The organism is Mycobacterium sp., from assembly GCF_051006775.1.
Classification (GTDB): Bacteria; Actinomycetota; Actinomycetes; order Mycobacteriales; family Mycobacteriaceae; genus Mycobacterium.
On sequence record NZ_JBPCSX010000141.1, the window covers coordinates 1 to 21544 of the forward strand.

Annotated in this window: 23 protein-coding genes; 8 read left to right on the forward strand and 15 right to left on the reverse strand. The window is 66.8% G+C overall.

Annotation, left to right across the window (positions count from 1 at the left end):
* On the reverse strand, positions 1-333 hold a 333-nt coding region (locus tag ACR2JI_RS09655), incomplete at its 3' end, for a nitronate monooxygenase (protein WP_526389858.1).
* Positions 334-382: 49 nt separating this feature from the next.
* Positions 383-844 (reverse strand): hypothetical protein, encoded by a 462-nt coding sequence (locus ACR2JI_RS09660; RefSeq protein ID WP_526389859.1) that lies wholly within the window; start codon positions 842-844, stop codon positions 383-385.
* A gap of 114 nt (positions 845-958) precedes the next feature.
* On the opposite strand from ACR2JI_RS09660, the gene ACR2JI_RS09665 reads away from it, so the two are divergent.
* Positions 959-1234, forward strand: coding sequence for a hypothetical protein (locus tag ACR2JI_RS09665; RefSeq protein WP_526389860.1), 276 nt, complete (start codon positions 959-961; stop codon positions 1232-1234).
* Here ACR2JI_RS09665 and ACR2JI_RS09670 read toward each other — a convergent pair whose 3' ends face one another.
* A complete protein-coding gene (locus ACR2JI_RS09670; protein WP_526389861.1) occupies positions 1235-2305 on the reverse strand; it encodes an NAD(P)H-dependent amine dehydrogenase family protein in 1071 nt (356 codons plus the stop codon).
* 72 nt (positions 2306-2377) lie between these two features.
* Here ACR2JI_RS09670 and ACR2JI_RS09675 point away from each other — a divergent pair, with 72 nt between their 5' ends.
* Positions 2378-3124 carry a glucose 1-dehydrogenase gene (locus ACR2JI_RS09675; protein ID WP_526389862.1) on the forward strand — a complete coding sequence of 249 codons (747 nt, stop codon included), beginning with the start codon at positions 2378-2380 and terminating at the stop codon, positions 3122-3124.
* Here the strand turns inward: ACR2JI_RS09675 and ACR2JI_RS09680 are convergent.
* The 3 genes from ACR2JI_RS09680 to ACR2JI_RS09690 are packed head-to-tail and all read right to left on the reverse strand — an operon-like array spanning position 3096 to position 7527.
* Positions 3096-3845, reverse strand: a complete 750-nt coding sequence (locus ACR2JI_RS09680; RefSeq protein WP_526389863.1) for an HAD family hydrolase — start codon at positions 3843-3845, stop codon at positions 3096-3098. The genes ACR2JI_RS09675 and ACR2JI_RS09680 overlap by 29 nt on opposite strands.
* 16 nt (positions 3846-3861) lie before the next feature.
* Complete coding sequence (locus ACR2JI_RS09685) at positions 3862-4755, reverse strand: DMT family transporter (protein ID WP_526389864.1); 894 nt, start codon at positions 4753-4755, stop codon at positions 3862-3864.
* 45 nt (positions 4756-4800) lie between these two features.
* Complete coding sequence (locus ACR2JI_RS09690; RefSeq protein WP_526389865.1) at positions 4801-7527, reverse strand: glycosyl hydrolase 2 galactose-binding domain-containing protein; 2727 nt, start codon at positions 7525-7527, stop codon at positions 4801-4803.
* 116 nt (positions 7528-7643) lie between these two features.
* Between ACR2JI_RS09690 and ACR2JI_RS09695 the strand changes: the two genes are divergently transcribed.
* The 3 genes from ACR2JI_RS09695 to ACR2JI_RS09705 are packed head-to-tail and all read left to right on the forward strand — an operon-like array spanning position 7644 to position 10859.
* Complete coding sequence (locus ACR2JI_RS09695) at positions 7644-8306, forward strand: GNAT family N-acetyltransferase (RefSeq protein WP_526389866.1); 663 nt, start codon at positions 7644-7646, stop codon at positions 8304-8306.
* Between the two features lie 17 nt (positions 8307-8323).
* The gene (locus ACR2JI_RS09700; RefSeq protein ID WP_526389880.1) at positions 8324-9559 is read left to right on the forward strand and encodes an oxygenase MpaB family protein; all 1236 of its coding nucleotides are present in this window, start codon (positions 8324-8326) and stop codon (positions 9557-9559) included.
* A gap of 22 nt (positions 9560-9581) precedes the next feature.
* On the forward strand, positions 9582-10859 hold the full coding sequence (locus tag ACR2JI_RS09705) for a competence/damage-inducible protein A (RefSeq protein ID WP_526389867.1): 1278 nt from the start codon (positions 9582-9584) through the stop codon (positions 10857-10859).
* On the opposite strand, the gene ACR2JI_RS09710 is transcribed toward ACR2JI_RS09705, so the two are convergent.
* From ACR2JI_RS09710 to yaaA, 4 genes are read right to left on the reverse strand one after another with little or no spacing between them, the layout of a single operon-like run.
* Positions 10845-11618 (reverse strand): M15 family metallopeptidase, encoded by a 774-nt coding sequence (locus ACR2JI_RS09710; RefSeq protein ID WP_526389868.1) that lies wholly within the window; start codon positions 11616-11618, stop codon positions 10845-10847. The two genes, ACR2JI_RS09705 and ACR2JI_RS09710, sit on opposite strands and share 15 nt — an antisense overlap.
* Positions 11615-12697, reverse strand: coding sequence for a GGDEF domain-containing protein (locus ACR2JI_RS09715; RefSeq protein WP_526389869.1), 1083 nt, complete (start codon positions 12695-12697; stop codon positions 11615-11617). Before ACR2JI_RS09715 ends, ACR2JI_RS09710 begins: the two co-directional genes overlap by 4 nt.
* Positions 12694-13278 (reverse strand): class I SAM-dependent DNA methyltransferase, encoded by a 585-nt coding sequence (locus tag ACR2JI_RS09720; protein WP_526389870.1) that lies wholly within the window; start codon positions 13276-13278, stop codon positions 12694-12696. The genes ACR2JI_RS09715 and ACR2JI_RS09720 overlap by 4 nt, the downstream gene beginning before the upstream one ends.
* A gap of 14 nt (positions 13279-13292) precedes the next feature.
* The gene (gene yaaA, locus ACR2JI_RS09725) at positions 13293-14039 is read right to left on the reverse strand and encodes a peroxide stress protein YaaA (RefSeq protein ID WP_526389871.1); all 747 of its coding nucleotides are present in this window, start codon (positions 14037-14039) and stop codon (positions 13293-13295) included.
* Positions 14040-14062: 23 nt separating this feature from the next.
* Here yaaA and ACR2JI_RS09730 point away from each other — a divergent pair, with 23 nt between their 5' ends.
* On the forward strand, positions 14063-14818 hold the full coding sequence (locus ACR2JI_RS09730) for a CDP-diacylglycerol pyrophosphatase (RefSeq protein WP_526389872.1): 756 nt from the start codon (positions 14063-14065) through the stop codon (positions 14816-14818).
* 15 nt (positions 14819-14833) lie between these two features.
* Here the strand turns inward: ACR2JI_RS09730 and ACR2JI_RS09735 are convergent, their stop codons facing one another.
* The 4 genes from ACR2JI_RS09735 to ACR2JI_RS09750 all read right to left on the reverse strand — a co-directional run bounded on the left by ACR2JI_RS09735 (position 14834) and on the right by ACR2JI_RS09750 (position 18125).
* Positions 14834-15301, reverse strand: a complete 468-nt coding sequence (locus ACR2JI_RS09735; protein ID WP_526389873.1) for an Rv1352/Rv1906c domain-containing protein — start codon at positions 15299-15301, stop codon at positions 14834-14836.
* A gap of 25 nt (positions 15302-15326) precedes the next feature.
* Entirely contained in the window at positions 15327-15737 is a 411-nt protein-coding gene (locus ACR2JI_RS09740) for an STAS domain-containing protein (protein ID WP_526389874.1), read from the reverse strand.
* A gap of 106 nt (positions 15738-15843) precedes the next feature.
* The gene (locus ACR2JI_RS09745) at positions 15844-17088 is read right to left on the reverse strand and encodes a sulfotransferase (RefSeq protein ID WP_526389875.1); all 1245 of its coding nucleotides are present in this window, start codon (positions 17086-17088) and stop codon (positions 15844-15846) included.
* Positions 17085-18125 carry a DUF1214 domain-containing protein gene (locus ACR2JI_RS09750; protein WP_526389876.1) on the reverse strand — a complete coding sequence of 347 codons (1041 nt, stop codon included), beginning with the start codon at positions 18123-18125 and terminating at the stop codon, positions 17085-17087. The genes ACR2JI_RS09745 and ACR2JI_RS09750 overlap by 4 nt, the downstream gene beginning before the upstream one ends.
* Positions 18126-18224: 99 nt before the next feature.
* Between ACR2JI_RS09750 and ACR2JI_RS09755 the strand changes: the two genes are divergently transcribed.
* Both ACR2JI_RS09755 and ACR2JI_RS09760 read left to right on the forward strand, forming a co-directional pair.
* The gene (locus ACR2JI_RS09755) at positions 18225-18719 is read left to right on the forward strand and encodes a protein disulfide oxidoreductase (RefSeq protein ID WP_526389877.1); all 495 of its coding nucleotides are present in this window, start codon (positions 18225-18227) and stop codon (positions 18717-18719) included.
* Between the two features lie 5 nt (positions 18720-18724).
* Entirely contained in the window at positions 18725-19612 is an 888-nt protein-coding gene (locus tag ACR2JI_RS09760; RefSeq protein WP_526389878.1) for a cytochrome c biogenesis CcdA family protein, read from the forward strand.
* A gap of 81 nt (positions 19613-19693) precedes the next feature.
* Here ACR2JI_RS09760 and katG read toward each other — a convergent pair.
* A partial coding sequence (katG, locus tag ACR2JI_RS09765; protein ID WP_526389879.1) for a catalase/peroxidase HPI occupies positions 19694-21544 on the reverse strand: 1851 nt, incomplete at its 5' end.

Here is a 21544-nt window from a genome sequence, read left to right on the forward strand (position 1 = left end):
CGGCACGCCGTGATCGGCCAGGATCTTCTTGGCGAAATCCAGGTGTTGCTGGGGGACCATCTTCTTGAGCATTTCGGCGAGCTCATCGCCGGCCATATCGGTGTTCATCCCCTCGTACTTGTTCGGGATGACGATGTCGACGCCGTAGGGGTGGTCGCCGATGTGCTCATCGATCCAGGCGCACTCGATCTCCAGTTGTTCGGGGGTGAACCCGACGGCGCCCAGGACACCGAAGCCGCCGGCCTTGCTGACCGCGACGACGACGTCGCGGCAGTGGGTGAACGCGAAGATCGGGAACTCAATGCCGAGTTCGTCGCAGAGGGGAGTGTGCATGGGGGACTCCTTGGGACGGCCGCTAACTGGAACGTGTTCTAGTTTAGTTCTACCCTACTCCGGCGACGATCCGCAGCACCAGAAATGCGAACATGCCGATAGCGCAGATCAGGTGGTCTCGGAACACCGCGCGGGCCAGCCGGGACTGCTCTGCCGTGCTGCCGCTGCGGTGACCGAGACGGACTGCATTGGGCACCGTCCTGGTGAGCGCGAGCAGGATCGGCCCGCCCGCCAAAACGGCTCCCAGGGCCAGGATTGGAGCCGGGGTGGCACCGCGGAACGCCTCGACCCCGAGTGTCGCGACCAGTGCGATCATCACCGCGGCGATGGCCGAGCCCATCGGCTGGGATGTGGTGGTCGCCCGCTGGTAGTACCCGGCGATGGAGGCCAGCACCCGCTCGTCGAGGGGGTTGTCGCGGTCGGTGGTGCGGACCTGGCTGTCGAACATCAGGTCCATCCAGAGCACTGCCAGCAGAAACCCGGCGCACGCCGTCACGATCTGGGCCGGCATCAGTCCTCGTTCACAGGAGTAGCGTTGAGAGTGCGCTCACCGTAGGGCGTCGTCGAAGGGTGGTGGTGGCGAATGGCCAGTCCCGGTGCGACGGCAGCAACAATCGTGCTCGGCATGGCAGCGGCGGCAGGGCTTCTTGTCGCGGCCCCGGTGGCGCAGGCCGGCCCTGGCTCAGCGCCCACGGCCCCCTGCTACAACGGCATCACCCCGATGAACCCGTACGTCGACAACTGTGGCATCCCGAATCGTCCGCCCCGTGTGCTGGGGTCGGCACCGGACCAGACGGCGATCCTCAACTGCAGTGTCGGCGGCTCGGCGTGGCGGGCGCTGTGTCTGTCGCAGTTCGTCAACGGCGGGCCGTTTCCCGGCATCGCGATCGGCGTCCGCTAGCTACCCGAACAGGTTGACCGAGCTCACCAGCGGCAGGTCCAGCGTGGTGCGGATTCCCGGTGGCGCGGCGACGACGGCGGGGATTGCGTTGACAATCCGGCCCGCCGCCCCGGAGATGGCTGCATGGTTGTGGTCGCCGAGTCTGCTGGTGGGGCAGATGTCCACCGCGTAGGACGGCTCGCCGGTGATCTCGACGCGGTAGGAGCCGCCGGGCTGAGCCGGCTGGGCCCAGTCGGGACGCAGATCGCCGCGGACCCGGGTGACGTGCTCGACCACGATGGTCGGTGTGTCACCGACCATGCCCTTGATCTCGAATCGGACCGCAGCCACACCGCCGGCCGGGATGTGGCCGGCCGCGATATCGATGGGTTCCGGCGCAGGTTCGAGTTCGTAGCTCTCGGTGATGGTGTCGATGGAGATGTTCAGACCTGCAGCGAGCTGCTGAATTGCGCAGCCCCACGCCACTGAGAGCACGCCGGGCTGGAACAGCATCGGCACCTCGCCGACGGGCTTGCCGAACCCCATCACGTCGAACATCACTTCCGCGCCGTCATAGGTGGCGTAATCGGCGATCTCCATGCACCGCACCTGCTCGATACTCCGACAGGTACTCGCGAAGGCCAGCGGGATCAGGTCGGTCACGAAGCCGGGGTCCACACCGTTGATGTAGACGCTCGAATTCCCCAGTAGCGCAGCCTGTTCCAACGGTGCGATGTACTTGTCGGGCATGACCTTCCACGGGAACTGCAGGATGCCCGGTGCCGAACCGGCCACGTTGACACCGGCCGCGAGGATCCGCGCTACGTCCTTCATCGCGTCGGGCATCCGGGTGTCACCCATCGCGCAGTAGACCGCACACTGCGGTTCGGTGGCCAGCAGTGCATCCATGTCGTCGGTGGCGGTGATCCCGGTGACTGTTTTCAGGCCGGCGAGCTCGCCGGCGTCGCGGCCGACCTTGTCCTTGCTCGACACGCACACGGCGGTCAGCTCGAATGCCGGGTTGGCGATCAGCTCTGCGAGGGCCAGCCTGCCCACATTGCCGGTTCCGATATGCGCGACACGAATGGCCATGGTGACAAGTATGCGCAGCCAAACTCCAAGCCGAAGCCAAAACTGAAACAGGTTCTAGTAACCTGACGCCCCATGGGACGCGTATCGGGCAAGGTTGCACTGATCACGGGCGGCGCCGGAGCCATGGGGATGGGAGCCGCGAGCGCCCGGATGCTGGTCGCCGAGGGAGCCAAGGTGGTAGTCGGGGACATCCTCGACGAGGACGGTGCGAAGCTGGCCGCCGAGTTGGGGGACGCCGTGCGCTACGTCCATCTCGACGTCACCAGCGCCGAGGACTGGAAGGCTGCGGTGGACACCGCGGTGACGACATTCGGCAAGCTGGACGTCCTGGTGAACAACGCCGGCGTCGTTCAGGTGGCCCCGCTCAAAACCGCCGATATCACCCGCTTCCAGAAGGTGCTCGACGTCAACCTCACCGGTGCGATGCGGGGGATTCAGGCGGTGATCGATCCGATGATCGCCGCGGGCGGCGGATCCATCATCAACATCTCCTCGATCGAGGGCATGCGCGGCGCGGCATGGGCGCACGCCTACGTTGCTTCCAAATGGGGTCTGCGCGGACTGACCAAGTCGGCGGCGCTGGAGCTGGCGCCGGAGAAAATTCGGGTCAACTCCGTCCACCCCGGCTTCATCCGGACCGGGATGACAAAGCATCTCCCCGACGACATCGTGACCGCGCCGATGGGCCGGGCCGGAAAACCCGAGGAAGTCGCTACCTTCGTGGTGTTCCTGGCCAGTGACGAATCCTCGTTCTCAACCGGATCGGAGTACGTGGTCGACGGCGGTCTGATCACCGACGTCCCGCACCGCGCCATCTGAGCCGCCGATCGCCGGGCACCGAAACCCGCAGCACCGGCCACCCCTCAGCGTCGGCCAGTGCGGCAAGGCGGGGCCGCGGGTTGACCGGCCGTGGGTACCCGACCAGAGCCATCAGTGCGGCGTCCTCGTCGCCATCGGCGTAGAAGTAGCTGTGCGCGATCTCAAGGTCGCGCGCGGCGCAGAACCGTTGTACCGCAGCGGCTTTCTGCCGTCCCCAGATTATCGGCTCAGTCACCCGGCCGGTCAGGGTTCCGTCCGGCGCGAGTTCGAAGTCATTGCACACGACGTCCTCGATGCCCAGTGCGCGTGCCACGGGCACGGCGTGGATTGCCAGCGCCGAGGAGCTCAGCACCACCGTGTGTCCGTGCCGGAGATGTGCTGCCACGATCTCGCGCATCAGCGGGTAGACCCGGTGAACGTGACGCTCCGCGTAGAGTCGCTCACCGATCGCGTGCAATTCGGCCAGCGACTCTCCGCGCAGATAGCCGGCGGCTCGGATCAGCAGTCGCTCGAACTGCATGCGCCCCAGCTTGTACCGCAGGGCCGCCTCGATGACGCCGAGTACCTCGCCCACGCGTGCCTGCCCGCGCCGGAGCCGGTCCCCGGCGTGCGCGGTAGCGGTGAATCCCGCGACCAGGGTTCCGTCGAGGTCGAAGAACGCACCCACCCCCGGCCCGGCCGGCCCCGCGGCGATCGGGGTCAGGGGATCTGAGGAGGACACCCCACCATCATGCGGGTCAGTTCATTCGGCGCTGCGTGGAGGCTTCCAACGTGTCCTCGAATGCACCCTCGTCGCGGCCCAGAGCGATGGTGGCGGCCGCCATGGCTGCCAGCGCGGCACCCAGCACCACCGCGCCCGATGCGCTGACGATCAGGTGCTCGCCGAGCAGTACCTGTCCGAGCAGGACGGCGACCACCGGCTCGAGCACCAGCATGGCCGGTACCGAGGCGCGCAGGGACCCGGCGTGGAAGGCCGACTGCTGCAGCAGTGTCGCGGCGACGGCGGTTGCGATCAGGGCGTAGGTGACCGGTGAGCGCAACGCCCGGCCGACGCCATCCTCGGTGAGGAGATTCATCTCGATCTTGGTCAGCACGGCCACCACACCGAAGAGCACCCCGACTGCAAGGGCCAGCAGGATGGCGCGGCGCCAGTCGCTGAAACGCACGGCGGCCAGCAGGAAGCCGCCGACCAGGACGAAAGTCGATGCGGCGACCACCGCCGCGGCCAGTTCGGTGCCTTCGTAATCACCGGGCGCGGTGTGGGCCAGGGCCACGAAGACCGCCAGCGCAACGGTGAGCAGCAGCGCCCAGCCCCACTCACGGCGAGTGACACGCCGGTGCGACACCCAGGCGCTGAGCGGAAGGGCGAACAGCAGGGCCGACACCAGGAGCGGGGCGACCAGCAGCAGTGAACCCCTGGCCAGGGCGATCGCGTAGAAGACGTAGCCGATCACCGCCGCGGCGGTACCCGCCCACCATCGCGGCCGGCGCAGCAGGGTGTCGAGCATCACCGGGCTCAACCCGTGTTCGGCCGGCACATCCAGGGTGGCCCGCTGACGCACCACGATCCCGATTGCGGTGAACACCGAGCCGGCCAGGGCGGCGGCCACCACCAGAGCCTGCTCCAGCACTATCGTCCCTTCCGCTGTCGAAATCGAATGTAGGTGACAAGCCGCTCAGCGCACAGGCACGACCACCGGCGAGCCGTTGTAGGCGGTCACCCGCACCCACCCCGGAGTTGGGCCGCCAGCCGGAACGTGGCCGCGGATCTCGGTGGTCTCGCCGGGAAAGACCGTGACGTAGTTGTCGTCGTACTCGACGGGCAGGATCTCGTCGCCGTCAGGTGTGGACAGCAGTTCAGCGCGTTCAAAGAAGGCGATCCGATCCGACGGGTTGCGCAACCGGACGGTGACGTCCCGGCCGCCACCACCGTCGGGGGTCGCACTCACGTCGAGGGCCACCTTCGGCATACCGTTGAGTGCGGTCATATTGGCCCAGCTGATCTGCTTGGAGTCGAACGCTGAGTCATTGGCCGCCGGTCCCACGTCGTCGATGGTCTGCGATTGCCAGTAGACGTTCTCGGTCACGACGGCCCCGCCGGAATCCAGCACCTCGGCGCGGACGAAGAAGACCGGTGAGTCCGCGGGGCCGGGCGGAATGGTCAGTGCCTGCACGGCGCCGCCGGAGGGAACCTCGACACCTTCGGCGGCGCGGACGTCGCGAACCCTGCCGGACAGGTCATAGGTCCGGATCCGCACGCGCAGATCGGATTTCGTCTCGGAGCTCTGGTTGACCACGCTGATGCGGCCCTGCCGGTGGTTGCCGGTGGCGTAGGAGTCGAACACCACCGATAGCGGTCGCAGGCCTTTCTTCGCGCCGTAGTACGCGCCACCCGGCTTGAGGTAGTAGTCGAAGATGTTGGCGAAGAACGACGGCCAATGACTGTTGAGCATCCAGTAGATGGTCATCTTGTGGCCGTCCCAGCCGCTGGCGGCGAAGGACTCGAACTGGGCGCGGGTGGCTTCGTAATGCGCGAGTTGAGCTTTGTCGGCGAACATCTGAGCACTGTTGGAGGGGCCGTAGCGCCGGTCGATCACCCGGCGGACGTTGGTCAGGTTGGAGTTCTGCGGCGATGAACCGGCATGAAAGAACCAGGTGTCGTTGATCGGCCACAGCCTGTCCGGCGGGATGAAACGGCGCAGGCTGGCATAGGGCGGAATGTGCTCGTTATCGCCCTGCTCGGCAGAGGCGCCGCGCGCTGCACCGTAGCGGCCGCTGAACCAGTACGACGGCGGACGCCAACTGTAGGGGCCGGCCATCTGAATGCCGTCCCACAGCGGTTTGCCGCCCGCGTCACGGGCGAAGGACGACACCGTGTCGACGACGGCGTTCTGCCAGCGCCGGTCGGCGAGGACCTGCCAGTAGGCGGCCCGGATATCGTCGGGCGGACGGCCGTCGCTGCCGTTGGCCCAGACGAACGCCGAGGCATGCGATCGCAGCAGATCGATCTGGGAGCGCATGCTCTCCTGCGCGACCCGGCGGTCCTCGGCGTCCCACTGCTGCCACTTCTCCCACTGGTTACAGCACATCCAGCCGTACATCAGCGGGATGCCGAGTTCGTCGGCCTTCGCGGCGAATTCGGCGGAGGGGATCTTGGACTCCAGTCGCAGCATGTTCAGGCCCAGATCGCGCGCGTACCTCAGGATTGCCGCGTCCCGTTCGGGGTCATAGCGATACAGCAGATCGGGTGTGTAGGTGGCGCCGCGGACCAGGAAGTCGCGGCCGTTCACTTTGAGGAAGAAGTTTCCGCCCCCGCCCGGCACACTCGCGATGTCGGCGGAGTCGCGACCCTGGGTGACGGTGCGGATACCGAATCGCAGCGCCGAGGTATTGGTGATCGTTCGGTTCTGGACAAAGTCCAGCCGCAGGTCGTACAGGTCGGGATTGCCCATCGTGTAGGGCCACCAGAGGTCGGGATGAGCGATGGTGAGTGTCGCGAAATCGCCAGGGCTGAAGGTTATCTCGCGATCTTCGCGCGGTTGCAGCGTCATCGCCTGCGCTACCTGGATCGGCGTCGTCCCGGGCCGGGAGATGGTTGCCCGCAGTACGCCGGACACCGGATCATCGGTGAAGTTGCGCACGCTGGAATAGATGGTCAGCGCGGCCGTGTCGGTGTCGGGCAGCGCCAGTGCGGTGTTGACCGCCGAGGCCCCGATTCCGACCGCCCCGAAGGAGTGCAGTCGCACCGGCTTGAAGATGCCGGCGTTGCGATCGGGCACGAACGAGTTGCCGTTGGCCGGATTCTTGCCCGGCCCCTGGTAGCCCAGGTAGCGCCAGTTGATCCAGTCGTACCAGCTGTCGGCCAACTCGACGCCGTTGACATCCTGGATAGCTTGTTCGGGGGTGACCTTGACGGCCAGTGTGTTGGCGGCGCCCTTGGCGATCCACGGCGTGACATCGAGTCGGTGGTTGTTGTACATGCCGACGATGTGGCGGTTGTCGGCGACGAGGTTGCCGTTGAGCCAGATATCGGCGCGGTAGTTGATGCCGGGGAAGTCCAGTTGGTACGTGCGGAAGTCCGCCGGTGCCGTGAACGTGGTGCGATACCACCAGTCTTGCTTGTAGAGATCCTGGGGAACCTCGGTGAGCAGGTTCTTGCCGTAGTACAGATCCGGATAGACCCCGGCGTCCTGGAGGGTCTGCAGGACCGTGGCGGGCATTCGGCGCACCGGTACCCAGCCACGTTCCTCGTACCCGGCATTCGACAGTGCCGCACCGTCGGCGGCCAGACCGGTGGCCGACTTCAGCGCCCAGCCGTGAGTGAGTTCGATGTCCTGGGCGGCCGGCGGCTGCAGTCGGGCGAAGACCCGGTAATCACCGGCGCAGAGCAGCAGGAGTACCACGGCGAAGATCCTCAGGAGGTTCCTGGGAGAGATCGCAGCCACGACGTCCGGCACTCCTCGCGCTGTTGGGGGACGGTCCATCTTCCCACCACAGGTCGGGGCCTTACGCTTAGGTCATGACCGATCAGGACCGCACCGTCACCCGGCGTGCCATCGCCGATGCCCTCATGACCGCACTGGAGCGTCGTCACGAAGTTCTCGACGCGATCGTCGAGTCCAGTGATCGCCAGGCGGCCATCGACGCGATCACCGAGCTGCTGGGCAAATCCCGCACCGGCGCCGAGGCCGTCATGAACATGTCCTTCCACCAGTTGACCAAGGATTCCCGCAAGCAGATCGCCGCGGAGCTCGACGATCTCAACAGCAAGCTCAGCTTCGCCGTCGGTGAACGGCCGGCCAGCGCTGACGAAACCCTGCGGCTGCGGCCGTTCTCGCCGGATGACGATCGCGATATCTTCGCCACCCGCACCGACGAGGTGGGTGCAGCCGGTGACGGGTCGGGGTCCCCGGCCGGTGCCCTCGATGACGAGATCGCCTGGGCGCGGGACCGGCTCAAGGCCGAGGAGGCCGCCTGGTTCATCGCCATCGACGGCGAGGACAAGGTCGGCATGGTGTTCGGCGAATTGACCGGCGGCGAGGTCAACTTCCGGATCTGGATCAACCCCGCACACCGCAAGAAGGGATACGGGACCGCCGCATTGCGTCGGTCGCGTTCAGAACTCGCGGCGGCATTCCCCGCGGTTCCGCTTGTCGTCCGAGACCCCGGCGCAGGCCGCTGAGCCCACCAGACCCCGACATCCCGTCGGCATTTCTGTTTCCGGAGGCCAAGGCGGGCTCCGGTCATGCCCGGCTGCGCGAGCGGGTGCTGCGGCACACCGGGATTGATCTGTTCCCGTCCGATGAGATAGCCGCCGCGTTCAAGGCCGGGCTCACCGAGGGCGACCCGATTGCCGAACGGTTCGTCGCCGAGACATACCACGGTGAGATCGGCGCCCGGCGGGCCCGCGAAATGGTCGAGCAGGCGTTGCAGTTCGGCGTGGATTCGGTGCCGGACGCCCCCGATTCCCTGCGTGCGCTGATCGCCGACTTCGACCATGTCCCCGATTGGGTGGATCCCGATCTGGTCGAACAGGGGGCGGCCGTATGGCGGCGGTGGGCCTACTCGCTCGGCGCGGTCGGCAACGCCGGCACCATGGACACCTACACCGAGGCCTGGCTGGCACTGCCGCTGTCGCTGTCCGGCGGATATGCCGGTGAACGGGCGCTGCACCGCTACCTGGAGACCTCACGGTGGTGGATTGAGGTCAGCAGGCCGGGAGCGGTGCTGGCGCGCGGATCACTGGCCCGGGCGATCTCCCTGCATGTCCGGATCATGCACGTCAGCGTCCGGGCCCGGGTCAGGGGACACCCGGAATGGAGCGTCGACCGGTGGGGCCTGCCGATCAGTCAGTCGGCGATGTTGCTCACCCTCCTGGGCGGCAGTGTCGCTCCGGCACTGGGGCTGACCACCCTCGGGTTCATCACCTCCCCACACGAGATGCGCGCGGTGCTGCACTTCAACCGGTACTGCGGCCATCTGGTTGGGGTGCGCTGCGACGGCTATTTTCCGCAGACCGTGATGGATGGCTGGCGAATTCTGTTCATGGCCGATGCGGCGCGTAGTTACGACGCCGGTCCCGACGGCGCCGAACTGGTGGAGTCGTTCGGTCCGGCGTTCGCGCCGCGGGCCGGTCAGCGCGGTCTGGACCGGTTGCGGGCCGGCTACCACTATCGAGTTCAGGCGGGCTACGCCGGACTGTTCATGCTGCCGCGCAACCGCCGCAGTCACCGGATGCCCTCGCCGGTCGCCGGGATCGCCGTGCTCCTGCTGCGTGCACCATTCATCGCTGCCGTCGAGGTGGGGCGGCGGGTGCTGCCCGGCCTCGATCGCCGGTGGCAGCGGTCGGCGGTGCGGCGCTGGGAACGCTGGTATGTCTGGCAATCCAGCGGCCGGTCGGCCGAATTCGAGGCCGCGACCCCACTGCGCCGTTAGGCCGCTCAGTAGTCTGATCCCGGTGAGCGCACGCGCAGGAATCCTGGTCACCGGTACCGAGGTATTGACCGGACGGGTCAGGGACGAGAACGGTCCCTGGGTGGCCGATCGGTTGCTCGAACTCGGCGTCGAGTTGGCGCACATCACGATCTGTGGCGACCGCGCCGCCGACATCGAGGCCCAGTTGCGGTTCCTCAGCGCCGAGGGTGTTGATCTGATCGTCACCACCGGCGGTCTCGGACCAACCGCAGACGATATGACGGTGGCGACGGTGGCCCGGTTCTGCAGCCGCGAACTGATACTCGACGTGGCGATGGAGACCAGGATCGCCGAGATCGTCGCGAAGTGGATGTCCCGGTTCACCGATGTGGATATGGACGCAGTACGTGAGGCCAACCGCAAGCAGGCAATGATTCCCGACGGCGCCACCGTGCTGAATCCGGTCGGAACCGCTCCCGGAGTGGTGGTACCCGGTGCGCGGGACAACACCGGCCCGACCATCATCGTGCTGCCCGGGCCGCCGAAGGAGTTGCAGGGTATGTGGCCGGCGGCGATGGCGACCGAGGTTGTGCAGCAGGCGATCTCGGGACGCACCATCTACCGTCAGGAGATCGTGCGGATGTTCGGCCTCGCCGAGGCGGGCCTTGCGGAGACACTTCGTGAGGCAGAGGGTATTCCGGGTTTCAGTGATCTTGAGATCACCACATGCCTGCGGCGCGGCGAGTTGGAGATAGTGACCCGTTACGAACCCGACAGCGCGGGGGCATACCGGGCGCTGATGGACCTGATGCGCGAACGGCACGGTTCGGTGATTTTCTCCGAGGACGGTGCGACCATCGATGAGCAGGTAGCGGGGTTGCTGGCGGACCGGCGTATCGCGACCGCCGAATCCTGCACCGCCGGCATGCTCGCGGCACGGTTGACCGACCGGCCCGGATCCTCCGCCTACGTGATGGGTGGGGTGGTGTCATACGCAAATGAGGCCAAGATCGAGGTGCTCGGTGTCGACGCCGGGCTGATTGCCGAGCACGGCGCGGTCTCCGAAGAGGTGGCGACGGCGATGGCACACGGTGCGCTGCGCCGTTTCGATGCCGACACCGCGGTGTCGATCACCGGCGTGGCCGGACCCGGTGGCGGCACCGCCGACAAACCGGTGGGAACGGTGTGGTTCTGTGTCGCGCTGGCCGGCGGTCCGGTCATCACCCGCCGCATCCTGGTGCCGGGGGAGCGTGCCGATATCCGCGAGCGGTCCACCACGGTGGCCATGCACATGTTGCGGCGGGCGCTAACCGGAGATTGAGTCGCCCGAGGTCACGGGGAAGTCGAAGAACGTCTGCCCGAACGGCTCCGGTTGGAGGGTGAAGTGCCACCACTCCTTGTCGTAGTTCGCGAAACCCTGTTGCTCGAGACCCTCGAGTAGCAGGGTGCGGTTCTTCATCTGCTCACCTCCGACCCGGGGATCAGAGGTGTTGGCAAGGGTGTCGAAGCAGTCGAATCCGGTTCCCATGTCGATCGAGTTGTCGGCAAACCGTTCCTGTTGGGGCGCAGTGCAATCCACCAGCGCCTGACCCGGGATGTACGGGGCGGTGTCCACGGCGGGCAGTTCCACCAGTGTCAGATCGACGGTGCTGCCGCGGCTGTGGCCGGAGCGCTCGGCGATATAGCCGTCATCGAATAACGTCGTCTTGTCGACCCGCGGGTAGAACTCCGGTTTCATTCGCTGGTCGGCGATGTTGTCGGCCCAGCTGACGAAGGCGTCGACGGCTCGCTGCGGGCGGTAGCAGTCGTAGACCTTCAGCGTGTAACCGCGTTCGACGAAGTCCTGCTGCGCCCGGCCGAGAGCCTCGGCCGCCTCGCGGGTGAGGATGCATATCGGCGCCTGATAGCCGTCGATCGGATCACCGGTGAAGTTGTGCGGGGTGAAGTAGCGGATGTCGGACAGAATGGTCGGCGCAACGTCGTGCAGGTCGACGAAGTCCGCGGGTCCGGCGCTGTCAGCAGCGGCGGGTGCGGCCGGCAGCGCGAGGGCGGCGATAGCCAGGATCGGGAGCAGTTTCACAAGCGCAGATCCGTATCGAACACGTAGTGCACCCGGTTGCCGCCGTCGCGCCGTGCCTGCGCCATGGCCTCGGTGGCCCGGGCGATCACTTCGTCGAGGACGTCATAGGGCGGGCGCTCGGTGAGCGGGCCCAGTGCGGTGCTCACGACGCCGATGCTTGCGGTGATCCCGGACGGGGTCGAGGCGACGGCCCCGCGTAGTCGCTCGCCCAATGGGGCGGGGTCCGGTGTGGTGAAGGTGTCGGCGACCAGAAATTCCGTCTCACTGAAGTGGCCTGTGACTGCGCCACGACGCACCGTTTCGCGCAGCGCCTGAGCGGCCGCCACCGTCGCTCGATTCGCAGCGCGGGCGCCGTGCATTCCGGTGATGGCGTTCAGAGTGTCGATGGTGATGGAGGCGATGACCAGGTACCGGTCATCGCCCCGGTTGCGGGCGCCCATCAGGGTTGCGGCCTGCTCGTAGAACGCCTCGCGGGTGAGCAGGCCGGTCACCGGATCAACTTCGGCGGGATTGCCATCGGGCACCGCAACGGTGGCAACGGTGCGGCAGGCGTAGGTGGTCACAACGCACAGCAGCACGATGGGGATGGTGACCGCTACGGCGGTCGCGATCTCATGACGGGCGATCCGGCCGAACAGCATGATCACTGTCAGCGAGGTCACGACCGACACCATGGTCAGCAGGCGGGAACTGTGGAACAGCGCGCAGAACCCGAGGACGAAGGGAAAGGCCGCTGCAGTCAGCATGCCCGCCATCGGATCGATGGTGGCCAGACAGCCGGCCGCGAGCGCAAAGTTTCCGACCACGACCACGGCGATCGATTCGCGGCGTGTTGGCCAGCGATACCGGAACCAGGGCACCGCCAGTACCACGCAGCCGAGGGCGATCCCGATGTACGCCAGCCGGAAACCCGGCCACGGTGTCGTGCGGGGCTCCACTCCAGCCAGCAGGGCGGACAGTCCCAGCGCCAAGATGCAGCAGCCCACCACACGCATGGTCGTAGGCTGATAGCCGGCCGCGGCCAGTCGCGCGGTGAAGGCGTTGTACCGGTCCGGAACGGGGCCCGAACGCAGTCTCATCGGCAATGTACCGATACCGCGTAATCGCCGCCGGCGTAGGGCTTGCGGTCCCAGGTCGACCAGCGGTGCAGCAGCCGCAGACCCGCGGCAGCCGCCAGGTCGTCGTAGCGGTCCACCGACAGCTGATCGGGTCTCAGGCTGAAACCGGCTACCAGCAGACCGGTGGGAGCCAATCGTCCGGACAGTCCGGTCACCACCTGCTCCTCGGTCCCGGGCTCGAGGAAGATCATCACATTGCCGGCCAGCAGGACCATGTCGAAAGGTCCGGGGAGAGTGTCCGGCAGTGCTGCGAGATCGACCTGCAGCCAGGGCAATTCGGGTGCCTTGTCCCGCGCGGTCGTCAGCATCTGCGGATCGGAGTCAACGCCGATCACCGAATAGCCGCGCCGGGCAAGTTCGATCCCCACCCGTCCGGTTCCGCAGCCTGCATCCAGAACCGAGCCGCCCGACCCGGGCAGTAGTGACTCCACCAGGTCGGCCTCGCCGTGAATGTTCTTCCCGATCGCGGCCAACTTCCGCCAGCGCGCGTCGTAGTCGTCGCCCCGGGGAACCTCATCGGTCTGCTGCCAGCGGGAGGTCATCAGCCCATGATGCCTCAGGCCGGGACCAGGATGGTGAGTTCGTCGCCGTCGCGCTCGACCCGCATTCCGGCGCGCTTGGCAACCGCAGCCACTGCGGCGGCGTCATCGGGTTCAGTGGTCGTCGTGGCCAGCACCCTGGCCAGGCGTCCCTTATGTGCCTTGTTGAAGTGGGTGATGACGGTGCGCCGTCCGTCCGGGTGCTCGGCCAGCACGTCGACACGTACCGCTGCGTCAATTCGCCCGAGGCCGACGTAGGCGCCGGAGCGCAGATCCACGACCAGTTCGCGAGCCGCCAAGTCGGCCAGCACCGGTTCCAGCACGGGACGCCAGCGGCCGGCCAGGCCGGGCCGGCCGGGCAGTTTGGAACCGGCCGACAAACGATACGCGGGGATACGGTCGGTGGCCCGCAGCAGACCGAACAGTGCCGATCCGATCGCCAGCCGCGCCATGGCCCGCGCGGCCGCTGCACCGGTCAGGGATTCGGCATCCAGGGCGTCGTACAGCACACCGGTATAGCGGTGGATCGCGGGCATCGCCGGCGCGGTGCGCAGCCTGGCGTTGCGGGCGATCTCCTCATCCTGGGCAGCTGAGATTCCCAGCGCCCGGCGACAGGCCTGTGGATCAGCGGCCAGATCGACGAGGTCACCGATGATTTCGGAACGCATCCCGGTGAGCGCGGGCGTACTCAGCGCGCGCAGTCGCAGCGCCGGCTTGTCCCCGCCGGAACGTTTGGTCTCCGACGGGGGCAGCAGCACGATCACAAACCCGATCGTAGGGTGGGGCGGTGCTGAGGGGTGCAGGCTGGGCGGTGGCCGCTCTAATGGTGGTGAACAGCGGTGCGGGGGCGGCGCATGCCGACTCCGCTGCGTTGTGGCAGCTGGTGAGCGGTCAGTGTGTCGCCGACGAGGTGGCGCACCGCGATCCGGCGCCGTGCGCGTCGGTGGATCTCGAGGGTGGCTGGGCGGTGCTCAAAGACGCCGTCGGTCCCCGGCAATACCTGCTGATCCCCACTGCGAAGGTCCCCGGAGTCGAGAGTCCGGAACTGCTGGCCGACGGGGCGCCGAATTACTTCGCCGCCGCGTGGGAGGCGAGGTCGTTCACCGAGGCCGCGGCCGGTGGCGCACTGCCGCGCGATTGGATCGCGCTGGCCGTCAACTCCGCGGTGTCGCGGTCGCAGGATCAGTTGCACATTCACATCGACTGTCTGCGAGCCGACGTGCATGAGACGCTGGCCCGGCATGCCGCCGATATCGGCCCGGACTGGGCGCCGTTCCCCGCCCTGCTGGCCGGACATACCTACGATGCGATCGCAGTCGACGGAGATCAATTGGTGGTCAACCCTTTCCGCCTGCGAGCCGATGCGCTGGAGGATCCCGAATTGGAGATGGGTATTCAGACGCTGGTGGTTGTTGGCGCCGTCCGGGACAGCCACCCGGGGTTCGTCATCCTCGCTGACCGCGCAAACGGGGAGACCGGCGACTTCGCCGGTGGGGAACAACTTCAAGATCACGGCGCCTGCCCGGCGGCTGCCGGGAAGTGAACTACCGGACGCCGATCAGTACGGGGGAAGCTGTCCGTTTCCGGACTGGCCGGCCAGGCCGTTGAGAACGTCGAGTTGATGCCGCAGTTGCAGTTGTGAGAGCCAGGGCGAGGATTCGCCGGGTGGTTGGGCGTCGGTGGGCTGCCACGGCTGACAGCCCTTGGTCTTGAACGCGACGTCGGTGGCCTCGATCACGATGATCTGGGGCTGCTTGGTCATCGCGTTGTTGAGGGTGGCGTCATCGGCCCCGATGCGGCGCCAGTAACAGACCCCGCCGGTCACCGGACCCGCGGAGGCGTAGACCCCGGGTGCGATATCGGCGCCCACGGTGAAGGTGCCGTCGGTGGTGATTCCCAGGGTGGGAGCCGGCGTCGGAGCCGGGGTCGGAGCTGGTGTCGGATCAGCTGTCGCGGTCGGGGAGCCGGTCACCAAGCCGGCTGCGCACAGCAGCGCGACTGCCAGTCCGGACTTGCGACGCTCCACGACTGAAAGGGTACGCGGGACCCGATCAGGCAGTTCGGCCCAGCAGGCCGCGCCTGCGCAGGATCGCATCGTCGAACCGGTGCTCGGCCTCGGCCACGGTGGCGCGAACGGGGAGGTCCGCACCGCGGATCCGCCGGGCCAGCGCATCACCGGCGACCAGAGCCCACTGGCCGGCGACTGCCGCGCAGCGGTCGTCAACGGCGGCGAACAGCCGCATCGCCGCCGGGGTGAAGACGCTCACACGGGTCAGGTCGAGTACCAGCGGCGCGTCTTCGTGGATCAGCCGGGTGCTGCGCGCGATCAGATGATCGACATTGCGGGCGTCGACGCGGCCGGTGACCGTCACAACGGTGGCGGTGTGCCGGCTGTAGGCGCGGATATGGACACCCTTGTAATCGTCGGCGGGATTCCCGTAGCGGGAGGTGAAACTGGTCATGGTGCCCCCTTGCTGGTCGTGCTACCGAGGTTAATCCGGCAAACCTGTTGGGGGTATGGCGAGAGTCTAAAACTCCTGTGAGAAAAGGTTCTTAGGGTTCTGCCAGCTAATCTTCAATGAAGCGCCTCCGATACCCGCTGAGGCGGCGTGCGACGTCGTCGGCATCCAGGCCGAGATCACTGAGGTCATAGGTCACCTCGCCGTGGCGGCCGCGCGGATGCTCGGCGATGAACGCCGACATCGCCGCCTGCACGCCGTCGTCGTAGGGCTGGCCCGCCAACGCGTAGACCGCCCGCAGGGTGCCCTGCTCGTCGGACATGAAGTCTGCGAACCGCACATCGATCGACTGCTCGGCCGGTAGGACTTCGCGGTCACGGAGACATCCGTTGAGCAGGTCCTCGGCGCGACCCAGCCAGTACCGGCCGATCGTGTGCGGGTCGGGGTTCGCGCAGGCCATCCTGGACCCGTAGGCGACCATGGTGGCCATCGAGCGGGTCACTTCGGCCGGATCGCGATGGGTCACGACGAAAGTCGCATCCGGGAATGTGTCGTACAGGGTGGGGAACTGTTCGAGGTGTTGCGGCGATTTCAGCACCCACCTGTCGCCGCCGCGCAACCACTGCAGGGCCTGCAGACTCCGTTTGAAGTAAGCGTAGGAGGCATGCTGGTCGGCCGCTTTGTAGTGAGCGGCGAAACTCGGTATGTAGTAGGTGGTCTCGAAGAGCATGCCGGAGATGTCATTGGCCAGCAGCTGGATCTCTTCGTGCGCATGATCGACGGTCATCTCGTGCATGCGCTTGAAATAAGGCATCGACGTCTCGACCATCTCCAGGCCGACCGCGCAGCGATCCTGCCGCGACTGGTCGCCGGCGTCATCGGGTGCCGGGAACGGCTCCAGGCTCTCCCAGTAGGGCAGGGCGCGGATCGCCGGATCGGCGGCGATCAGGTTGTGCAGGTGGGTGGTTCCACTACGGGGCAGCCCCGCGATGATGATGGGCCGCAGAATCGGTATCGATTCGATCTCGGGATGAGCGGTGATCAGCGCCTCCAGTCGCAACCGGTTGACCAGGTTCGACGTCAGTTGCTCGAAGACCACCCCGACGCCGGTGTCGGAGAGATTGGCCTCGTTTCGCAGCGCCGCGCACAGCACCTCGAGGCGCTCCCGAAAAGACGGATCTCCGAAGTCGGTCAGCCCGGTGCGTTCGGATGCGGTGGCCAGCAGCGCCGCCGGAGTCAGGTCCAGGGCACGGCCGTAGCCGGCCAGGGCCTCGCGGATCGGTTGGGCGGCCGCCGGGTAGACCGGGTGACCGAGGTCGTCGATCCGGACCGGCCCCGGACGGGCCGCACTCACGTCGGCACCCCGTCGAGGTCGACCACCCGGCAGGTCGGCCGTTGCGGGGTCTGTTCGGGCAGAAACCAGCGCAGCCAGATCAGGCCGCGCTCCCGGCCGGCGGTGGAGACCCAGTTCGGGTGGCCGGGATCGCGGTCGCTGACCACGATCCGCCAGGAGCCATCCGGCTCGTACTGCACGTGTGCGCCGTTGATGGTGACCCGCTCATAGGCGGAGTCGTAGGTGTGCAGGAACGGGTTCCACAGACACAGATTCCAGAAGACGCATTCCGGTGAGGTGCCCTCGATGATCAGCGCCTGATCGGGCCGCAGATCGTAGGCGCCCATGGCGTAGGCGGCATCCGCCGCCGACCAGCCGTAGGCGTTCTGCGGCACCGGGAACGGCTCGTGGATGTCATTGGGCGGGGCGATCCGGGTGGGAATGAATGAGAGTTGTTCCGATATCCAGGTTTTCGCGGCACGCAGCCGCCGAGTGAGGTCGGCGGGGTCATCCCGGCGCCGCGCGGGGGGATCGAGAGCCTCGATAGTCCAGGTCGCCCGTCGATCGCTCTCCGGGTTGTCGAGGTAGTCGCGGGTCAGGGCCACGACGGCGTCGGGATCAAGGCCGGAGAGCATGAACTCGAAATTCCCGTCGTCATCGAAATCGATGGAGCGGTGGTTGAGCGTCCGCTCGATCCGGGTGCTGTAGTGGCCGTCGTCGGGACCGCCGTAGACGGTGATCGACAGGTACACCGAGTCGCCGCGGTTGCCGCTCACCCGGTAACTGCGGGCGGGATCGACCGGTGCGAGTTGATAGAAGGCGTCCGAGTTGTCCCCGCCCCACTTCAGATAGGGGCCGATGACGTCTACGAAGCGGGGGTTGTCCTTGTCGCCCCACACGTAGGCGTCGACCGCCACCCGCAGCAGAGAGAAGGCCAGCCGGTAGCCGTCGAGCAGATCAGGCTCATCCAACGGCGGTTCTGCGGTGCGGAATTTGTGCTCGATGGCCCGCAGTTCGTCGAGCAGTTCTCCGAAGGCCTGGGATAGATCGTCCGACATCAGCCCACCGTAAGCCCGCGGAGGCGGCCGTCTTACGCATTTCTGACCCTCGCCCGACCAGGTGGTCGGTGACGCCGCAACACTCCTAGGGTGGGAACCATGAAGACATATGCGATGAGGACCCTGACCATGGTGCTGGCGGTGCTGGCGCTGACCGTCGGCCTCGGCAAGCCGGCGATCGCCTCGGCGGATGACCTCAACTTCACCGGCACGACGCTCAGCGGCGCTCCGTTCAATGGGGCCAGCCTCAAGGGCAAACCGGCGGTGCTGTGGTTCTGGACACCGTGGTGCCCGTTCTGCAACCAGGAGGCGCCCAGCGTCAGCGCCGTCTCGGCGGCGAATCCCGGCGTGACGTTCGTCGGCGTCTCCACCCGCGCTGACGTGGGTTCGATGGAGAACTTCGTCTCGAAGTACAACCTGAACTTCACCAACCTCAACGACGCGAACGGGTCGATCTGGGCTCAGTTCAACGTGCCGTGGCAGCCGGCGTATGTGTTCCTGAAGGCCGACGGGACTTCGACCTTCGTCAACAACCCGGTATCGGCGATGTCGCAGCAGGAACTCACCGACCGGGTGCGGGCGCTGACGGCTTAACTGCCGTGAATGGTGAACTGATCGGATTGGCATTCGCCGCCGGAATGGTGGCCGCATTCAATCCGTGCGGGTTCGCCATGCTGCCCGCGTACCTCACCTTTGTGGTGCAGCGTGATGACGTCGAGAACACCGGCCAGCTCGCGGCCCTCGGGCGTGCGCTCGGCGCCACCGTCACCATGGCGCTGGGGTTCCTCACGGTGTTCGGGATGTTCGGGTTGCTGACCGTTTCGGTTGCCTCCACCGTCCAGCGCTACCTGCCGTACGTGACGCTCGTTGTGGGAATATCCCTTGTGGCACTGGGTATCTGGTCACTCAGCGGCCGGGAGTTGGTGATCCGATCGGCTGCCGCCGGCGCACGGTGGGCGCCCACCGCGCGACTGGGATCGATGTTCGGCTACGGGGTCGGTTATGCGATCGCCTCGCTGTCATGCACTGTGGGCCCGTTTCTCGCCGTTACCGGGAGCAGTCTGCGAACAGGATCACTGGCCAGCGGCGTGAGTGTGTACGTCGCCTATGCGGCCGGCATCACGCTGGTGGTGGGCGTCCTGGCGGTGGCTGTGGCGGTGGCCAGTTCGGCGCTGGTTGATCGGATGCGGCGGGTGCTGCCGTACGTCAACCGAATCAGCGGTGCTGTGATGGTGATGGTCGGCCTTTACGTTGCCTGGTACGGCTGGTTCGAGCTGCGGCTGTTCGGCTCGAGCACAGGCGTCGAGGACCCGGTGATCGCCGGTGCCCGTCGGATCCAGGGCGCGCTGGCGGGTTGGGTGTACAGCCACGGCGCCTGGCCCTGGTTGGTGGGCTTCGCGGTGGTGGCCGGGTCGGCGGCGTGGGGGTGGGCGCGGCGTCGGCGTTCAGTGCAGCAGGACCGGGCGCGATTGGAGCCGTCGGTGTGATGACGCCGATCCGACGCCTGCTCTCAGGTGCAGACAAACGAAAACCCCCGCGGAGTCCGCGGGGGTTTTCGTTTCTGCGAGTCAGCTGTGCAGATCGTACCGATCGTTGTCCATCACCTTGACCCACGCCGCGACGAAGTCCTTGACGAACTTCTTCTTGGCGTCGGAGGTTGCGTAGACCTCGGCCACCGCGCGCAGCACCGAGTTCGACCCGAACACCAGATCGTTGGCGGTCGCTGTCCACTTGACCTTGCCGGTCTTGCGGTCCTTGCCCTCGTAGACGTTCTCCGAGGCCTTCGACACCGACCACTCGGTGCCCATGTCGAGCAGATTGACGAAGAAGTCGTTGCTCAGCACGCCGGGGGTCTTGGTCAACACGCCATGCTTGCTGCCGCCGTGGTTTGCACCCAGCGCGCGCAGCCCACCGACCACCGCGGTCATCTCCGGGGCGGTGAGGTTGAGCATGTACGCCTTCTCCAGAAGCAGCTTCTCCAGCGGTAGCTTCTCGCCCTTCTGCCAGAAGTTGCGGAAACCATCGGCCCGTGGCTCGAGCACCGCGAACGAGTCGACGTCGGTGTCCTTCTGGCTCGCGTCGGTGCGACCCGGGTGGAACGGCACCTTGACGCCGGAGACTCCGGCGTCGGCGGCTGCCTTCTCCACCGCGGCCGAACCGGCCAGCACGATCAGATCGGCCATCGAGATCTTCTTGCCCCCGCCGGAACGGTTGAAGCTGGCCTGGATCTTCTCCAGAACCGGCAGCACCTTCGCCAGACGCTTGGGCTCATTGGCCTCCCACTTCTTCTGCGGCTCAAGGCGAATGCGGGCACCGTTGGCGCCGCCGCGCTTGTCGGTGCCGCGGAAACTGGCCGCCGAGGACCATGCGACCGCCACCAGATCAGCCACCGACAGACCGGACTTGAGCACCTTGGCCTTCAGTGCGGCGATGTCCTTGGCCGAGACCAGCTTGTGGTCGACCGCGGGGACCGGGTCCTGCCACAGTTGCGGCTCGGCGACCCACGGGCCGAGGTAGCGCGAGACGGGGCCCATGTCGCGGTGCAGCAGCTTGTACCAGGCCCGCGCGAAGGCGTCGGCCAACTCCTCGGGATGATCCAGCCAGCGCCGGGTGATCTTGCCGTAGGCCGGGTCCACCCTCATCGACACATCGGTCACCAGCATGGTGGGCTTGCGGTTCTTACCGCCGAACGGATCGGGGATGACAGCGCCGGCCTTGGTCGCCTCGTACTGCCACGCACCGGCCGGGCTCTTGGTCAGATCCCATTCGTAGCCGTAGAGCGTCTCGAGGTAACCGTTGTCCCACTTGGTCGGATTGGGCTTCCACACCACCTCGAGGCCGGAGGTGATGGCGTCCTTGCCGACGCCGCTGCCGAAGCTGCTCTTCCAGCCGATCAGCTGTTGCTCGATCGGAGCGGCTTCCGGATCCGGGCCCACCAGGTCGGCATCGCCGGCGCCGTGGGTCTTACCGAAGCTGTGTCCGCCGACGATCAGCGCGGCGGTCTCCTCGTCATTCATCGCCATCCGGGCGAAGGTCTCGCGGATGTCGTGCGCGGCGGCCAGCGGATCGGGCTTGCCGTTGGGGCCCTCCGGGTTGACGTAGATCAGTCCCATCTGCACCGCACCGAGTGGATTGGCCAGGTCACGCTTGCCGCTGTAGCGCTGATCGCCGAGCCATTCCTCCTCCGGACCCCAGTAGACCTCCTCGGGCTCCCAGATATCGGGGCGGCCGAATGCGAAGCCGAATGTCTTGAATCCCATGGATTCCAGCGCGACGTTGCCGGCCAGCACGAGCAGGTCGGCCCAGGAGATCTTCTGGCCGTACTTCTGCTTGAGCGGCCACAGCAGCCGGCGGGCCTTGTCCAGGTTGGCGTTGTCCGGCCAGGAGTCCAGCGGAGCGAAGCGCTGCGAGCCCTCACC

Excerpts from the sequence above, each read along its gene's own strand:
- ACR2JI_RS09660 (WP_526389859.1), bottom strand. The coding sequence starts at position 844 with ATGCCGGCCCAGATCGTGACGGCGTGCGCCGGGTTTCTGCTGGCAGTG.
- ACR2JI_RS09665 (WP_526389860.1), top strand. The coding sequence starts at position 959 with ATGGCAGCGGCGGCAGGGCTTCTTGTCGCGGCCCCGGTGGCGCAGGCC.
- ACR2JI_RS09670 (WP_526389861.1), bottom strand. The coding sequence starts at position 2,305 with ATGGCCATTCGTGTCGCGCATATCGGAACCGGCAATGTGGGCAGGCTG.
- ACR2JI_RS09675 (WP_526389862.1), top strand. The coding sequence starts at position 2,378 with ATGGGACGCGTATCGGGCAAGGTTGCACTGATCACGGGCGGCGCCGGA.
- ACR2JI_RS09695 (WP_526389866.1), top strand. The coding sequence starts at position 7,644 with ATGACCGATCAGGACCGCACCGTCACCCGGCGTGCCATCGCCGATGCC.
- ACR2JI_RS09715 (WP_526389869.1), bottom strand. The coding sequence starts at position 12,697 with ATGAGACTGCGTTCGGGCCCCGTTCCGGACCGGTACAACGCCTTCACC.
- ACR2JI_RS09720 (WP_526389870.1), bottom strand. The coding sequence starts at position 13,278 with ATGACCTCCCGCTGGCAGCAGACCGATGAGGTTCCCCGGGGCGACGAC.
- ACR2JI_RS09740 (WP_526389874.1), bottom strand. The coding sequence starts at position 15,737 with ATGACCAGTTTCACCTCCCGCTACGGGAATCCCGCCGACGATTACAAG.
- ACR2JI_RS09750 (WP_526389876.1), bottom strand. The coding sequence starts at position 18,125 with ATGTCGGACGATCTATCCCAGGCCTTCGGAGAACTGCTCGACGAACTG.
- ACR2JI_RS09755 (WP_526389877.1), top strand. The coding sequence starts at position 18,225 with ATGAAGACATATGCGATGAGGACCCTGACCATGGTGCTGGCGGTGCTG.